Source organism: Candidatus Amarolinea aalborgensis, from assembly GCF_900491745.1.
Classification (GTDB): domain Bacteria; phylum Chloroflexota; class Anaerolineae; order SSC4; family Amarolineaceae; genus Amarolinea; species Amarolinea aalborgensis.
Map to the genome: position 1 here is coordinate 54,440 of NZ_UETR01000018.1, position 15,981 is coordinate 70,420.

Annotated in this window: 15 protein-coding genes and 1 pseudogene; 5 read left to right on the plus strand and 11 right to left on the minus strand. The window is 61.3% G+C overall.

Features of this window, described 5'->3' with window-relative positions:
- Window positions 1-172: 172 nt before the first annotated feature.
- The gene (locus ACPQ6D_RS17765) at window positions 173-1,621 is read right to left on the minus strand and encodes a hypothetical protein (protein WP_423225691.1); all 1,449 of its coding nucleotides are present in this window, start codon (window positions 1,619-1,621) and stop codon (window positions 173-175) included.
- Between the two features lie 471 nt (window positions 1,622-2,092).
- Here ACPQ6D_RS17765 and rsfS point away from each other — a divergent pair, with 471 nt between their 5' ends.
- The 3 genes from rsfS (at window position 2,093) to ACPQ6D_RS17780 (ending at window position 5,019) form a co-directional block, all read left to right on the plus strand.
- Window positions 2,093-2,407, plus strand: coding sequence for a ribosome silencing factor (rsfS, locus tag ACPQ6D_RS17770; protein ID WP_423225706.1), 315 nt, complete (start codon window positions 2,093-2,095; stop codon window positions 2,405-2,407).
- 567 nt (window positions 2,408-2,974) lie between these two features.
- A complete protein-coding gene (locus tag ACPQ6D_RS17775; RefSeq protein WP_423225692.1) occupies window positions 2,975-4,477 on the plus strand; it encodes an AAA family ATPase in 1,503 nt (500 codons plus the stop codon).
- The gene (locus ACPQ6D_RS17780; RefSeq protein ID WP_423225693.1) at window positions 4,474-5,019 is read left to right on the plus strand and encodes a hypothetical protein; all 546 of its coding nucleotides are present in this window, start codon (window positions 4,474-4,476) and stop codon (window positions 5,017-5,019) included. The genes ACPQ6D_RS17775 and ACPQ6D_RS17780 overlap by 4 nt, the downstream gene beginning before the upstream one ends.
- A 165-nt stretch (window positions 5,020-5,184) precedes the next feature.
- Here the strand turns inward: ACPQ6D_RS17780 and ACPQ6D_RS17785 are convergent, their stop codons facing one another.
- The 4 genes from ACPQ6D_RS17785 to ACPQ6D_RS17800 form a co-directional block, all read right to left on the minus strand.
- Entirely contained in the window at window positions 5,185-5,424 is a 240-nt protein-coding gene (locus ACPQ6D_RS17785; protein WP_423225694.1) for a hypothetical protein, read from the minus strand.
- The gene (locus ACPQ6D_RS17790) at window positions 5,390-5,620 is read right to left on the minus strand and encodes a hypothetical protein (protein ID WP_423225695.1); all 231 of its coding nucleotides are present in this window, start codon (window positions 5,618-5,620) and stop codon (window positions 5,390-5,392) included. Before ACPQ6D_RS17790 ends, ACPQ6D_RS17785 begins: the two co-directional genes overlap by 35 nt.
- Window positions 5,621-5,846: 226 nt before the next feature.
- Window positions 5,847-6,128 carry a pyridoxal-phosphate dependent enzyme gene (locus tag ACPQ6D_RS17795; RefSeq protein ID WP_423225696.1) on the minus strand — a complete coding sequence of 94 codons (282 nt, stop codon included), beginning with the start codon at window positions 6,126-6,128 and terminating at the stop codon, window positions 5,847-5,849.
- Between the two features lie 149 nt (window positions 6,129-6,277).
- Complete coding sequence (locus tag ACPQ6D_RS17800; RefSeq protein ID WP_423225697.1) at window positions 6,278-9,154, minus strand: hypothetical protein; 2,877 nt, start codon at window positions 9,152-9,154, stop codon at window positions 6,278-6,280.
- Window positions 9,155-9,638: 484 nt separating this feature from the next.
- On the opposite strand from ACPQ6D_RS17800, the gene ACPQ6D_RS17805 reads away from it, so the two are divergent.
- On the plus strand, window positions 9,639-9,911 hold the full coding sequence (locus ACPQ6D_RS17805; protein ID WP_423225698.1) for a hypothetical protein: 273 nt from the start codon (window positions 9,639-9,641) through the stop codon (window positions 9,909-9,911).
- Window positions 9,912-9,939: 28 nt separating this feature from the next.
- Window positions 9,940-10,071: a hypothetical protein gene (locus tag ACPQ6D_RS17810; RefSeq protein ID WP_423225699.1), complete on the plus strand. Its 132-nt coding sequence runs from the start codon at window positions 9,940-9,942 to the stop codon at window positions 10,069-10,071.
- A gap of 71 nt (window positions 10,072-10,142) precedes the next feature.
- Here the strand turns inward: ACPQ6D_RS17810 and ACPQ6D_RS17815 are convergent, their stop codons facing one another.
- The 6 genes and pseudogenes from ACPQ6D_RS17815 to ACPQ6D_RS17840 form a co-directional block, all read right to left on the minus strand.
- Window positions 10,143-14,279, minus strand: coding sequence for an Eco57I restriction-modification methylase domain-containing protein (locus ACPQ6D_RS17815; RefSeq protein WP_423225700.1), 4,137 nt, complete (start codon window positions 14,277-14,279; stop codon window positions 10,143-10,145).
- Window positions 14,280-14,403: 124 nt separating this feature from the next.
- Window positions 14,404-14,583 (minus strand): annotated as a pseudogene (locus ACPQ6D_RS17820) (RHS repeat-associated core domain-containing protein); the annotation flags it as partial.
- A gap of 39 nt (window positions 14,584-14,622) precedes the next feature.
- Window positions 14,623-14,796, minus strand: coding sequence for a hypothetical protein (locus ACPQ6D_RS17825; RefSeq protein ID WP_423225701.1), 174 nt, complete (start codon window positions 14,794-14,796; stop codon window positions 14,623-14,625).
- Window positions 14,793-14,975, minus strand: coding sequence for a hypothetical protein (locus tag ACPQ6D_RS17830; protein ID WP_423225702.1), 183 nt, complete (start codon window positions 14,973-14,975; stop codon window positions 14,793-14,795). Before ACPQ6D_RS17830 ends, ACPQ6D_RS17825 begins: the two co-directional genes overlap by 4 nt.
- Window positions 14,976-15,127: 152 nt before the next feature.
- Window positions 15,128-15,469, minus strand: coding sequence for a hypothetical protein (locus ACPQ6D_RS17835; RefSeq protein ID WP_423225703.1), 342 nt, complete (start codon window positions 15,467-15,469; stop codon window positions 15,128-15,130).
- Between the two features lie 7 nt (window positions 15,470-15,476).
- On the minus strand, window positions 15,477-15,981 hold a 505-nt coding region (locus ACPQ6D_RS17840; protein ID WP_423225704.1), incomplete at its 5' end, for a hypothetical protein.

Here is a 15,981-nt window from a genome sequence, read left to right on the forward strand (position 1 = left end):
TCCTTGTGACCCGCATGGCGCCGCTGGATGGGCGCTTCTATAACGGTTAGCAATAGAAAATGTGTTCGTATCTATTGTAGCACGATTGTTCTATCTGTCAAATTACCCAAAGTATCCCAAATAGCAGGCTTTTATCCCAAAGTCCGCAGGTCAAGCTTATCAAGGTGGACTTTCACTGGCAGGGTACTGGCCAGGGGCCGAGTGTGCAGAGAGAGCGACCGAAGAAGGTCGCCGTGGCCGAAAAACTGCGCAAGCGCACCGCGGTCGGCGCGCCCACGCAGACTTCGGGGCTGTAGGCGCTCCACCATTCGTTGGCAAAATAGAAAATGGGCCGCGCCGTGAACGTGCGCACAACGAAACAATAGAGATTCGCGGGCGGCAGATCAGCGGCCGCATAATGGTCGGTCGCCCTGTCAGGCGTCGTGCCATGCACCACATAAGGCCCGCCGGGCGCTGTCGCATAATTGACCTCATAAAAGCCTTCTTCCCACCACAGGTGCGGAATCGGCGTCCAGGTCAGGGTTACGCTTTGGCTGGCGACCAGGGTGGCCTGTACATTGCTCGGCGGCACCGTCTGGGTGTACTCCCACCCTGGATCCACCGTGTTGAGCCACGCAATCACCGTTGGATCGGTGGGCGTCATCATGTTGTAGTCCACACTGAGCGACAGGTACGGTGGCTGCATCAGTTCAGCCGGAACCTCGCCCGACAACTGATTGTCGCTTAGTTCGAGTCCGCCCAGACTGCTCATGTTAGCCAGTTCGGGTGGAATCGAGCCGCTCAGATGATTGCTGGACAGGATCACGTCATGAACGTTGGTGAGTTGACCCAGTTCCGGAGGGATCGGTCCGCTCAAGTGATTGGAGTTTAGAGAGAGGTATTCCAGGTTGGTCAGATTCCCGAATGTGGCCGGAATGGCGCCTTGCAGCTGGTTGCGATAGAGCAAGAGCGAATGTAGATTGTGCAGATTGCCCAGTTCGGGGGGAAGCTCTCCGCTCATAAAGCACAACTCGATCGCAAGGAGTTCCAGGTTGGGCAGGTTCCCCAGGGTTGGCGGAATCGGTCCGCTCAGCAGATTCTCGGAGAGTGCAAGCTCCTGCAGATTCACCAGGTTGCCCAATTCTGGCGGGATCGAGCCGCTCAGGTGACTATTGGCTAAGCTCAGGCGGTTGAGGTTCTTCAAGTTGCCCAAAGTGGCTGGAATGTTGCCAGTGAGTCCAGTACCATACAACCGGAGTACGTACAGTCCGGTCAGGTCACCCAATTCTGGCGGCAGGGCGCCTTGTATGTTTCTCCCTCCGAGGACGAGCAAGCCAACGCGCCCCTCGACGCAGGTTACTCCGCCCCAGGTGCAAGGAGTGTTCGTCTGCAGCCAACCCAAGGAACTTCCCCACTGCACGCCGTTGGTGCTGTTGTACAAAGCCACGAGCGCCTGACAATCGGCAAGCGGAATCTGGGTCACCTCCTTGCAGGAGAAATCGTGCGGCGTTGCCTCAGAAGGTACATCACCCGCATGGGCGAGCCCTACCGTGACCAGGAGCACCGCCAGGCATGAGATCGCGACCGCGATGATCTTGATCGCGAATCGCCCTTGCTCCGTGTTGTTCGTATCTGTCATCATCGGCCTCCATGACCTCTCCATAGCGATTGATTCGATTATTCGATGAACGCAAGCGGGAGTGGAAAAGCGAAATCAACACGGTGGGAATCCTGTGTGTCCAATCTGTGCGGAAACAAAAAAGCCGCTTCAATGCCAGGTGAACGACCAGCATTTGCAGCGACCTCCGGGACTCTTTCACCGCTGTCAGGGTCACAGCACGACAAAAGAATAAGCGTAAAAAACTGTCTCAATTTTACTCAACCCGCCAACGATACGCCATGATAAGCATCATGTCGGCTCTGATTGTATGGCGCTGGCGCGGACAGAGCAACTATACCGATGCCCATAATCGTGATGATTGTGCGATCCCGCCATCCCGCCGACTCGATTGCACAAAGCCGCGCTTTATGCTACAATCGCATTAAGATTTTATGTACGTCTTATGTGACAGGAGGTTGATTTCTGAACTCAACGACATTTGCTCGCCATTTGGTGGAGCTGGCTGCGGACAAGCAGGCTGAGGATATTGTGCTGCTAGACCTGGCGAAGGTGTCCGTGCTGGCCGATTACTTTATTATTGCGACGGCAAACTCCGAACGGCAGATCAAGGCCATCACCGATTATGCCCAGGCGGAGAGCGAAAAGGACGACCGTAAGGCCCTGCACGTGGAGGGCGACACCAATTCGGGCTGGGTGCTGCTCGATTACGGGGATGTGGTCGTGCACGTGATGTCGCCCACGCAGCGCGCCTACTACCGGCTGGAAGAGTTGTGGCGACAGGCGCCGATGGTGCTGAAGATACAGTAGGCGTTCATCACGCCTGTCTCCTGGTAGGCCTTGTGGGATAGTGCTGCCTCTCTTGCGCCTGTGGGCAAACCGTCTGATCTTCGTGTCATAGGCGCCATTCAGCCGTGAAGCCGACGAGATAGAATCGGTTGGACTTCACGCTCGCATTCGATAGTCCCAGGACTGGGGCATCGCTGCCATCATCATAGCACTGCCTTCCGTGAAGAGCACGTCAACCGCAGTCTTTCAGAGAGAAGACTGCGGCTTTGTTGTTTTCCACGTTTCCAATTAACGCACCCTCCCTTGAGCGCCTTTGGGCAGAAGCCGGCTTTACGCCGAATCCGGCTTAGCGCGACGCCATCCTGCATATCGCCCAGCACGTACCTGCACGCGGCCAGCCAAGTAGCGGGGGTCCGCTTTCGGGAGTATTTCGACGATTTCGGCGATGATGTGAAGCAGGGGTGCTGGTCACAATCGTCGAGCCGCTGATGCTGCGGTTGCGGTCTATTGGTTGACTTATCGGACGTTCCGCGTGATAATGAGCAACCAGTGGTTTCACCCCGTTTTGGACTGTGAGGAGAGGCTTCGATGCTGACACGACTCAAGGTCTCTGGATTTAAGAACCTGGTTGACGTAGACTTGCGTTTTGGCCCGTTTACGTGTGCGGCCGGAGCCAACGGCACTGGCAAGTCCAATCTGTTCGACGCAATTCAGTTTCTCAGTAAACTGGCCGGAGATACGCTGCTCAACGCGGCGCTGGCAGTACGCTCCGAAGGGGGACGCACGGCTGATGTGCGCAATCTGTTCCATCGCATTGGCGACCACTACGCCAGTCAGATGACTTTCGAGACTGAGATGATTGTACCGTTCACCGGAATTGACGACCTAGGGCAGCGGGCGGAAGCCTCCATTACACTTCTGTGTTACCAGTTGGCCCTGGCCTACCGGGCTGATAGCAGCCTGCCCAGCTTGGGTTCGCTGGAAATTCTGCACGAAGAACTGACTCATATTAATGTGACCGAGGCGGCCAGTCATCTTCGCTTTCCGCACAAACCGGCGTGGCGACGCTCGGTTGTCAAAGGCCGGCGTATCGGCGAGTTCATCTCGACGGTCGAAAAAGAAGAGAAACGTATTATCAAGCTGCATCAAGAGGGAACGTCAGGGCGTCCGCGCGAATATCTCGCTGCCACGCTGCCACGCACCGTCCTTTCATCGGTCAATGCGATCGAAAGCCCAACTGCCCTGTTGGCGCGGCGCGAAATGCAGTCCTGGCGCCTGCTGCAGCTCGAACCCTCCGCATTACGCGAGCCTGACGAATACACGGCCTTGCCGCGCTTGGGCGTTGATGGCTCGCACATGCCGGCCACCCTGGATTATCTGAAGCGCGCGGCACACAATGGGGGTCTGCCTGGCGGTCACAACGGAGAGTCGCCTATGCTGGATGAATTGGCTGCCCGTCTGTCGGAACTCGTCGAACACGTCAAAACCATTCATGTTGATCGGGATGATCGCCGGCAGCTCCTGACCCTGGAAATGACAGATCGCAGCGGCACTTCACTGCCGGCCCGCTCACTATCTGACGGGACGCTGCGCTTCCTGGCGTTGGCCGTGCTGGCTCTCGACCCCCGTGAAGAAGGACTGATCTGCCTGGAGGAGCCAGAGAATGGCATCCACCCTGAGCGTATCCCGGCGATGCTACAGCTTCTACAGGAAATGGCTGTTGATGTGGAGAACGAAGTCGGTGCTGACAACCCGCTGCGACAGGTGATTGTGAACACCCATTCGCCCAGCGTGGTCAGCCAGGCGCCTGACGACGCCATCCTGGTTTCGGAGCTGCAAGATGTCGTCACGGCCGGACAAGGGGGGCGGACGGCATGTTTTCGATGGCTGCCCGACACCTGGCGCTGTGATGCCGATCCAGGTACACCCCCTGTGGCCCGCGGCGTTTTGTTGGCTTATCTGAACCCGGCGGGTCGCCCAGACTTCGAACGCGAGCACGGTGCGCCCGATGTGGGCGTTCCCAAGTCGCGTCGCCTGATAGATCGGCCCGATCTTCAACCCTTTCTGCCTGGGATGGAAGATCCGAGATGAGGGATATCACTTTCACGCTCGTGACGGATGGAAGTTCTGATGTGGTCCTGTTACCCATTCTCACCTGGCTGCTGCGGACGAATAGGGTAGCTCTGCCACTGCAAGGAAGGTGGGCGGATACACGCCGGGCGCGCCTTCCCCAGCGGGTCACGCTAACCGAGAGAATCCGCGTGGCTCTCGATTTGTATCCCTGTGACCTTCTCTTCGTTCACCGCGATGCCGAACGCGAGCCACGCGAGCGGCGGGTGGCCGAAATCCAGGAGGCGCTCGATTGTTTACCACCCAACTCGCCCCAACCGACCGCCGTTTGTGTCATACCGGTACGTACGCAAGAGGCGTGGCTTCTGTTCGATGATCTGGCCATCAAGACTGCTGCCGGCAACCGCAGCTTTCGTGAGAATCTCGATCTTCCCACACTCAAAGACCTGGAGTCGCTGGCGGATCCCAAATCAGTCCTGTACGATTGCCTTCGGCGGCCAGCGGCTACGTGGGCGGCGTCTCCGCAGCTTTCCGGTGAACCAGCGCGCTCGCCGTGTGGCTGACTTGATCGAGGATTTCTCGCCTCTGCGCCTTGCCTGCTTTCGGCGCGCTGGAGGCGGATGTTAGAAAGATCGTGACGCGATTTCCTGAGTAGGGTTGCCGATCTGTATACGTTGGGACTGAACCAGCGACTGGTGCAAGCGCTGGCGCTGATAGTGTTTCGTGGCTCAATCGTTCTGCAAGGCGCTCAGCAGTTGGGCGACGCTGGTATTGCCGCCGGAACAGACCAGCCGACTTTGTGTCCGGCCAGCTGTCACGCAGACGGTAGGCCGCAGCCAGGGCGCCGCGCCGGCCGCTTCGGCCAGGGTGTGCGCCCGTTCCACCAGCCAACGCATGGCGCGCAAGATCTCGTCGTCGCTGAGCAGAATAAAATCATCCAGGTGCTGCCACAAGATACGCTGCGGCATCGAACGCCGAGCCGGTAGGCAGGCCTTCGGCCACGGTGCGATTGGGCGCTTCGATCATGGCGTGCTGTTGCCACGACAGATACGCCGCAGGCGACGCTTCGATGCGCGCCGATGACACGCAGCGTTGGGTTGATCGCCCTCGCGGCCAGGCAGGCCCCGGCGCGCCGCTGCCACCGCCAATCGGCGCGATGATCACCTCAGGCCTGGCTCATCCTCCAGCATCTCCAGTGTTGCGGTGGCGACGCCGGCAATCAGGGCTGGCTCGTTGCCGGAATGAATGTAGCAATCGTGCGCTTGGGCTAAGCCCTCGCAATGGCGCCGCGCCTCGTCGAAGCGCGCCGTGGAAGATCACCTCGGCCCCATCCCTTGCATCGCGGCTACCTTGCCTGGATTGGCGCCTTCTGGCACCACGATGCGCGCGGTCACGCCGAACAGTCGCGCGGCATACGCCACTCGACTGCCCGTGGTTGCCCGTGGACGGGCGATGACCCCGGCCGCGCGTTCGGCTGCGCTCGATGCGCCATCAGGTTGATGCCCCCGCGCACCTTGAACGCGCCGATCGGCTGGTAGTTTTCGTGCTTGACGTAAACCGCCGCGCCGATGAGCGCATCGAGCGCCGGGTAGTTGTGCATCGGAGTGCGCGGCAGGTAAGGCCGCAGGCGCCGCTGCGCCGCCAGGATGTCCAACAGGGTAGGAATGGGCATGGTAGGTGTAGCCCGGAGATCAGAGATCAGAGACCGGGTGCGTGGAAGGCGGATGATCTCCAATCTCCGATCTCCGATCTCCAATCTCCGATCTCCAATCTCCGATCTCCAATCTCCGATCTCCGATCTCCGATCTCCGATCTTCCTGTTCAACAGGTGCTGCCGAAGGCTCCAACCACCAGCATGATGTCCACGATATCAACCTGGTTGTCGCCGTTGCGGTCGTAGCGGTTGTTCCAGGCAGGCGAGGCTGGGGTCTCGCCCCAGTGCGCGGCAATCGTGCCGATGTCCTCCACGCCCACGGTGCCGTTGGCGTTGAAGTCCGGGCAGGTGCGGTAGGGCGCATCGGGCAGCGGCCAGACATACGCGCCGCGGCTGCGTGTCCACAGGGCCAGGGTGGTCGCCCCGGTGTCAATCGTCATGTCCCACACCATCGCGTTGGGCAAACCGGCCTGGAAACGATACCAGGTGGGCGTTCCTGCGTTGATGTCATTGGTGTAGTAGAGGCCCCAGTCCGTGCCCACGAAGACCTGCTGCGGGAAGCGCGGGTTGGCAATAATCGAATCGGCCGGGATGTTGGGCAGATTGCTCGTCTTGTTGACCCAGGTGAAGCTGGCGCAGTCGGTCGTGCAGATGACCTGGAAGACATGCCCTGGCGTCGTGGGCGTGTTCTGATCGAAGCCGCCGACAGCCGCATAGCCGATCAGTGGGTTGGCCGGGTCCAGCGCCACGTCCAGGATCGGGCGATTGGGCAGCACGGCGTTGCCGCCGGTCAGGTTGACCCAAACGGCCGTGTTGGCGGTGCCGACGCCCAGGTTTCTGCCCCACTGCACGTTGCCGTCGTTGGTGCCGACAATGGCCTTGGTGGCGTCGCTCCAGGCGTAGTTGAGCTGATTGATGAACGAACGATCGGCCAACGTGTTCTTGGTCAGGTCGCCGCTGTTGACATACCAGCGCGCGGTCGTCGTCGCGCCAATCGCGCCGTTGACCGACTCATAGACTCGATACGAGCCCGCGATCATGTGGGTGCACGTGCCTGTGCAGCCGTTCTTCTGGATCTCGTAGGGGAACACGAAGCTCAGCCGGTCAGCAGTCCACGCGCCTCCGGCTGCGGTTTGCGCGCCGTACGCGCCGGTCGTGCTGACGGCCAGGGCGCCGTTCTGGCTTTCCTGGTAATAGCGCAGTCCTTGCAGCGGCTCGATGCGGGCGAACATACCGTCGCCGCCCTTGCGCAGCTGCCAGACGGCCGGCCCTGGGTTGCCCGCGGCCCAGACATAGACGGCCGAGCCGTTGTCCTGCATACCGCCGTTGATGCCAGGCGTCGCGGCCGTGGCAAAGTTCTGCGTGATGTCGCCAGAGTAGAACTCCAGCGTGCTCAGGCTGTTGTTGATCTGCGTGTACGACTCGCCGCCGTTCGTGCTGACGTACGCGCCGCCGTCGCTGCCGGCCAACAGGGTGGTGGATGAGCCAGGCACATAGGCCAGCGCGTGGTGGTCCACGTGCACGGTGGTGCCGCCGGCATAACCACAGGTCTTATCCGTGAACGTCGTGCCGCCGTTGGTGGACTTGAAGATGTCCACGGTGCTCATCAACACGATGTCCGGGTTGTTCGGGTCCACGGCCAGGCCCTGGTCGTACCAGTTCTGCGCATAATCGCCATAGCAGCCGGTCAAGCCGGTTTGGCTCGATTGCTGCTGCCAGGTTGTGCCGCCGTCAGTGGTGCGCCAGACGCCGAGCTGGCCGCCGCGCTGCGCGCCGCCGGTGGCGAGAATCGCCTGGACTTGCACGTAGATCACGTCGGGGTTGCTGGGGGCGATGGCGACATCGAGGCGGCCCAAGCGGTTGCCGGTCAGCGTGGTCGTGTTGACGGGAATGCCGCTGGCCGTGTCAGCCGGCCAGCCGTTGTCGGCCCGGCTGAGCGTTTCCCAACCGGTTGGGCAGCCGCTGGCCGGCAGCAGGGCGCGATAAGCGCCGTTGGCGCCGTTCTGATCCAGGTTGGCCTGAACGGTGGTCGCAAAACCACGTGCGCCGACGAAGGCGTAAATCTGGGTGTCGGTTCCGATGTCGCGCAGAATGAGGCCGGTGACGTCCTGGCGCTGCGTGCTGAAGTTGTTCGTCGTGCAGGGGCCGGTCCAGTTGGCGCCCGCATCATACGAGAGGTAGAGGCCGGTCTTGGCGCCCACCACGACGTTATTGCTGTTGTTGGGATCCACGCGCACCTTGCCGATGGCCTGGTACTGTGGAAACGCGCCGGGCGGCTGAGGATAGGGCGGCGCGAACACATCCGCGCCCTGGTTGACCCAGGTCGCGCCCTGGTCCGTGCTCTTGAGCACCACCGCGCTGCCGAAGGAGAAAGAGCCGAAGCGCAAATCGCCCGTGCCGGCGTAGACCGTGTTGTGATCGTTGGGATCAATCGTAATGTCGCCAATGGCGATGGTTGCCAGCAGCGGGTCATCGGTCACCGATGTCCAGGTCGTGGCTGCGGAGCAGCAGTTCGTGGTTTTCCAAACGCCGCCGCCGTCTGCGCCGAGATACGCCACATTGGTGCTCACCGGGTCAATCGCCATGACGTTGGTGCGACCGGCCACCAGACCGTAGCTGTAGCAGCTCAAGCAGCCATTGCTTTGCAGCGGCTGCGGCCCCAACGAGGTGAAACGATTGGCGTTCAAGGCCAGCGGCGACTCGTTTTGATTCTTGCCGTAGATGACCTCTCCGGCCGGCACCGCGCGCTCGACCTGGCTGTCCTGCGCGGCCGCCTCACGCACCCAGGCGGGGTTGAACTGGCCCGTAGGGTATGACACCCGGTGGTACCAGTAGTCGCCGATGGCCATCAGCTCATCGCTTTCGCCGTTCTGCCCTGTGTCGCGCTCCGCGAGGTACATTTCAGTGCTCTCGCCCGACTCCACATTGACGGCGCGCCGAAGTTCTGGCGCCGGCGCGGTGATGCCCGGCGTTCGCACGGCGAGCGCAATCAGGAGCACCAAAACTCCGCCCAATAGAATACGAATCACGCTTGATCTTGACATTTTTCTTCACTCCCAGGTTGACGTGGCTGACGGCTGATGGGGGCGTCTGGTTTACGGCTGGCCGTAGTGGTCGTAAGGGGAGACAACAACCCGCGTACAGAGCCTGCGCAGACGAACATAATTAGGGAGCGATAGATTACCCTGAAACGGCCTAAAATGCAAAAAGCGGCTTTGTACTTGGCGCTTTCCTCGATGATCTTGACTTCGGCCGCAGGTTGAACAGGCCATATGAGCCTACATTGCAGAGGCGCGTCGCGAGGCAGAGACTATGGGAGTGGGATCCCCACCCGACGAGCGATGGTTGTGGCCAGAACTGAAAAATCCTGATAGCACATCTGAACGGCTGCGGCGTGCGCTGCGATGGCGCCGTCCGCTGGCCGGAGATGAAACATCGGCTTGCGCGCCTCCATCTACTTTTGAGCCTTTCCTTGACGCACCGGCGCCGGTCAGGTACAATACAGGCGAGAAATGGGAGGGTCATCCGATGATACTCGAACAAGTCGCCACTCGCCTCAATACGACGCCGGCCCAACTCGAACGCGATAGCCTGCGGCTCTACCTGGAACGCAAGCTACGACTCGTTGAGAGTGAGCTATTCACGCTGGCCCACCGATACGGCGTGCGAACTGTTGCCGAACTGGATCAAGCTGTCCAGGCGGGCCGTTTCCACGAACCCGAAGCCTTCGACGACTACTTCCGGTTCGACTATCTGGAAGACCAGCGCCACGTCCTCCTGGACATGGTGGGGCAGCTATGATAACTTCCCCAATACCGCCTGGCGCAACGTGTCTACCTATCCCCGCCACTTCCACAACGGCTCGCAGAATGACGTCGAGGCCGCGCCCTTCAGCGCCGATCTCCTGATCGGCTTCCGCCAGTTCATGGATTTCGTGCGAACACGCTTCACCATGCCCTGAATGGGAGCGACTATCTCTCCCGCCACTCGCGCCGTGCGCAGCACATCGTCGGTCGAACCCCGCGCGAACGTTCAGACTTCCCCATACCGGTACTTCGTGCTCTCTTCAACAATCTTGATCTCGGCCGGGGTCAGGTCGAACAGGTCATACACCCGGCGGTTGAGCTGCGTTTCCAGCCGCACGATCTCGGCCGTGCGCTGCGCGTGCTCCCGACGCTGCTCGGCCAGCCAGCTTTCCCAATCATCGCGCTGGCGCACCGGAATCTCGCGCTTGAGCACCGCCCGCACCTGGGCCAGGAAGCCGGGGAAGTCCAGCTCCCACCAGGCGGTCAGCTTTTGGTTCAGACTCGCGCCCGGCGCGCCCAGGTCGGTCCGGATGCGGTGGCGGGTTTTTTGATGCACCGTGTAACGGGCGCGCGCCTGCTCGGTGATGGCGCGCGCCAGCGCGGCGATGGTGTCGCGGCCGGCGGCTGCGGCGTCAGGGATGGGCAGACGCGAGATGAATTGGATCTTCTGTTGATAACGAACTGAGCCAGCGCGTTCACCCAATGGAACGCAGAGTTGAGAGACGCATGACCAGATAGCGCGAGATTGAAGTATGCCCAATACGAATGGGGAGTCAGGAACAGCGATGTATCCCTTGTCATTGACGTAGGCACCGGAGGTATCCCAGGAGAAGCGCGGGTACTTGCCGATGTCCGGCCAGACGATCTTCGGTTTCTCAAACGCGGCGAAGTAGTCAACGGTGTCTTGAATTTCGTACCAAGCGTAGGTACCTGGTTTGCGACCCGGCCAAGGCTGTGCTGTGTCCCAACTAGCGGGACGTGGCTCTAGCCGAGTCCGCAACTGCATGAGGTACGCTTTGACCGTGGGATAGGCCTCGATGTCAATACCTCTACGGGCAAAAATCAGCCAACGGTTTTCGTCCTCTTGATACCACGGACGTAGATCCTCGCCGCGCAAGATGGGCTTCATGATCTCGGCGCAATGAGGATCGCCATGTACCAATCTGTCGCGCGTGGTCTGGTCCACGATAAACGCCTCATTGAGGCCGGTCTTGACGCCATAGTATATCCTGCCTTCCACCACCTCGCCCAACGGCTGGCCCCCGGCCATCAACTTGGCGAAGATGCGCCGTCCTGCGTCGTCGCCCAATTGCCAGCCCGCATCCGGTTGGTCGTGGATTGCGACCGGTGTCAGCTTGGCGGCGACTTGCGCGGCGAACTGCTTCACCCCTTCGCCGCGCGTGAAGACAGCAACCTGCGCCGTGTGATCGAGAGATGGCGGCAGTTTGCGCACGACTGGAATCGCCGGATAGACGTCCGCCGCATCCTCGAAGATGTGATTGTCGCCGATGTCCACCAGTCTCTCGATCGTTACGTGGGTGCGCAGATAGGTCCGCAGCGCTGCGGCGTAGTTGGCGCGCAGCCAGCTATTGCTGCTGATGTAGGCCAGCCGGCCGCCCGACCGGAGCTGGCGCACCCCCTGGCCGAAGAAATAGACGAACAGATCGGCGACGCCATGATAAACTTGGGCGTAGTTGGCTTGCAGGAACGGCTTGATCGGCGCCAACGCCTCCTGCCGCACGTACGGCGGGTTGCCGATCATGGCGTCGAAGCCGCCGTCCGCGGCCCAGTCGCGGCCGGCCAGGTCAATGAAGACTTCGGGAAATTCCAAATCCCAGTGGAAGAAGCGCTGACGCTCCCACAACTCGCGGGCGCGAGCGATGGCCCCCTGGTACCGCTCGCCTACCACGATCTCCCCGCGCAGCGCCGGCAGGACATCGCCGCTGTGCATGGTCATGAACTCGACGGCCGGGTGCTGACCCTTCGTCTTTCGTCCTTCGTCGAACCACTGGCTGACCCACAGATCGAGCGCCTGTTTGTACGGGAGCAGCTGGCGCTGGAACGCGGCGTACGCCTCGGCGCTCTGCTGCACATCGGCGAGCGTGGCATCGGCGCGCTCGGCGACCTCGATCATCACCGCGGTCAGGTCGAGCAGGCCGGCGAACGGTCCCTGGAACAACGCGAACTGGCCCGCGTCCGTCACGCGCATGGCGCGTTCCACCGTGCGCACGTCCGCGCCGATCACCGAGTTGCCCCAACGCAGGTGATGATCCAGGAAGCTGAGCGGCGCGCCGACCGTGAAGGTGTGCAGCCACAGGCTCAGCTTCGCCAGCTCCACGGCCAATGGGTTGAGGTCCACGCCGTAGATGCAGCGCTTCATGACCAGCCGGGTCAGCAGCGCGGTGTCATCCAGTCGCGCCGCCGCGATCGTGATGCCCTGGCGCGCCATTTCCTCCAGGATCTCCCGCCGCATGCGCTCGATCAGCCGCTGCACGGGGTTCCAGTCCCAGGGCGCATCGGGATGGGTGTCGTGGTAAACCTGCATGCGCCGGATGATGCCGTCGGTCAGGTGATCCACCGTGTTGACCAGGAAATGGCCGCTGCCCATCGCGCTGTCGCAGACTTTGATCCCGAGAAACGCTTCGGCCGCGGCGCGTTCGGCGTCCGCCAGCCCGGCCTGCAGGCGCTGATTGGCCCCTTTGTCCAGCGCCTGGCGCAGGTTACGGCGCAGCGTCGCGAGGCGGTCCATGGCCGCGGCGAAGCGCGCCGCGCGCTCATCCAGGATCGGGTCGAGGGTCTGGCTGACGATGTACTCGACAATGAAGTCGGGCGTGTAGAACGAGCCGGTCAGCTTGCGCTCGCCCTTGTCGTTGACGAGCGAGACCTCACCCCTGCCTCCCCTCTCCTCTCCCGTAATCGGGAGAGGAGAGGGGGTTGGGGGTGAGGTGAGGACCAGCTTGTTCTCCAGCAGCCCTTCGTAGATCGTCCCCAGGTTGCGCACGCTGAGGTAGGCGTAGTCCACCGGTTCGCCCGCGTCGCGCACCATGATGTCCACCGCGCGCGCGATCACGCGGTCGCTCAGCTTGTGGCGTTCCAGGAACTGATTCTCGGCCGTGGCGGCGTGGAACAGCCCACCGTCGTAGCGCGGCAGGCCCAGGCTGGGGTCGCCGCGGTCAATGCGCCGGAAGAGGGCCAGCAGCGCTTCATAGCGCGGCGTGGCGAAGGTCGCGTCGCTCAACGGCAGGCCGCGGTCAGCCCGCTCAGCCGCCCATTCCGCCAGACTGGTCAGACTCTGCTCGCGGTAAGTGGGGCTGCGCATGGGCAGCAGGTCGCGCGCCTCGGCGTAGAGCACGAATAACAGCTTGTAGAGCAGGCTCAGCCCGGCCGCGTAGATCTGCCGCAGGCTCTCGTCGGTCTCCTCGCGGATGCCCATCTGTTCGCGCCGGTACGCAACGAAGCCGTTGGCGATCTCCGGCATCACCTCGTCGAAGACCAGTTCCTTCAGCTTGTCGCTGACGCGCCTGGCGTACGTAGCCGAGCCTTCGCGCACCTGCTGCAAAAACGAGCGGCCGCGGGCGTCCGGCAGGAAGGCGTCGCGGCGGAAGATGAGCCACCAGCGCTTGAAGTCGGCCAGGACCTCACCCCTCACCCCGGCCTGCGGCCACCCCTCTCCCCTCTCCTGAGCGTAGTGCAGCTCAGGAGAGGGGAGAGGGGCCAGGGGAGTGGGGTGAGGCATGGCGTCGAAGATCAGCCCCAGATCCACCTCGTAGAACTCGCTGGCGGTGCTGCTGACCTCCCGGCTGTAGAGGCGCCAGGTGCGGCCGTTGGTGAGGATGCCCCAGGGGCAGCGCGTGCCCACCAGGTAGCTGACCATCTGATGGCTGGGGTTGCTCCCGGCCTTCCAGGTGTTGCGGCCTGAACTGTCCTGCTGGCTGAGCGGCCGGCCCCAATACTTGGCCTCCGCGATCGCCGTGGCGCGGCCGTAGAAGGCATCGTCCGTTCGTTGGTGCGGGTAAGCCTCGTCGGCCAGGACCTGGCTGGCGAAAAGGGCGTAGTCGGGCCGCGTCAGGCTGCCGCCGCGGCGCTGCGCCTTCACCTGGACGATGTAGCTCCACCCCAGCGCGTCCAACACCGGCTTGACGAACTCCTGCTCGGTCTGCGCCTCGTTCCACGTCCCGCCCAACGCGCGTGCGCGCGCCCACAATGCACGCACCGTCTCAAAGACCGGCAGAGAATCCGCGGCCCATTCGGCGTGCTCCGGCAGGCGCGTGTGGAGGTAGTGTAAGGAGAAGAGCGACTTGGCCGTAGGCAGCCGGGGCAGGCTGTCCGCTGCGGTTAGTGGTGTGCTGGCGGAGTCCGTCATGGAGATCAACTTCGCTTTCACTGCTTGATCGCGTCTATTATACCGGTATGACTCCGTTCGTGCAACAACCTGTTGCAGCGACTTGCAGTCGCCCGATACGTCTCCATATCGTGGACGGCAGAAACTAGACAGCGAAATGGCCGGAATTAAGGTGCCATGGGGGCCATTCCCCTGTCTTGACAAACCCGTCCACCTTCATCGTATCCGGCTGCAGGAATCGCCCCAGCGCCGGATCGTAGTATCTCGCATTGTAAAAATACAACCCGCCCGCCGCATTGTCCAGCACCTGCCCAGTGAAGCGCCGCTGCGTCGGCGTCGCGCCGAAGCTGTAGCGATTCTGGCCTCACGGCTTGTAGCGCAGCTCCGCGATGCGCGCGCCGGTCTCGTTGGCCGTCACCGCGGTGCTGCCCAGGCGATCGGTCGCCAGCCAGCGCACCGCGCCATTGACTCGCAGCGCCACCCGCTGACCGCCCGCCTGGTAGTACTTTGTGATCGTCGTGCTGCCCCCGCTGGTCATCTGCTCGTAGATGGCTCCACGTTCACCGTCGTGCTGCTGCCAATCACCGCCTTCACCCGGCCGCCGTCGCCGTCGTACGTATAGCTGGCCGTGACGCCCCCGCCGCTAATGCCGGTCAGGCGGTTCTCGGCATCGTAGGTCAGGGTGTACACCACGCCGCCAATCGCGCGCCCGGTCATGTTGCCGTTGCAGTCATACCGAATTGTACACCAAATTCGGCCACAAAAGTGGCTCAACCTTCATTGACACAGTCTGGTCGGCATTGCCACAGTTGGGTACGGCGGAGTGATTATTTCAGATCGATTGACATTGAAAACGTCTTTGGTCATGCTTAATCGTTATGCGTTAGCTCCGACCCATTTTCACCCTCTCGATGATGCCGCGTTTCTTTCATACGCCGATTGATATGCTTGCGAAGAACATATAATGGGCCAAGGCATACAAGACCTAACGCCGCAAGCCACGCTCCATGGATCTCGATAGGTACAACCCGATTTTTCGCCACGAACATGACAAGCAGAATTGTACCCGCCCCTACGATCCCGAACATAAAAGCGGCGGAGAAAAACATTTCGGTAACGATGCCCCACCAGAACAAGGTTTGGTGTCGGCTTTGCATATTGTGCGCATCCGATACAGCAGAGTCATCCATATCTTGGTTGTTCGTCTTCATGTAGCACCTACTTCCACAGGTCGAAGGATTCATCTGACGGAGGTGGATAGCAGGTGTTATCAGCGCCAATGAAAGTTCGCTTATCCGCCAGGTTGACTTGCATGTCGTATTGCAAAACGACCGCACCATTAGCGAAACCAAATGCCGATCCTAACGCGATTCCCAACATGCAAGGTGGCCCACAAATCGCGCTAGTGCCTAATTTGGCCGATAACAAATTCAATAGCCGAGGCGCCGCATACGTCCCTACCCAAGGCAAACCGCTGCCAGCATCAAGTTTGGCGTATGCACCGGAAAACCCGAAGGTCACTTTCCGGTTATACCCAGAATAGTGTGGGCCTTGCGCATCATAACGGTACAATGGCTGCTCCCAGGTCTGGTACCTTGGTGAAGAAGGGTCTACAGGGTGAGCCGTAACGGACGTTTGTGCATTCAGTTTATCGGTCGTTCCCTGAACGTTCGTGAGGCGATACGGCCCATAGCCTTGATATTCGTACAACTCATGCTGGCCT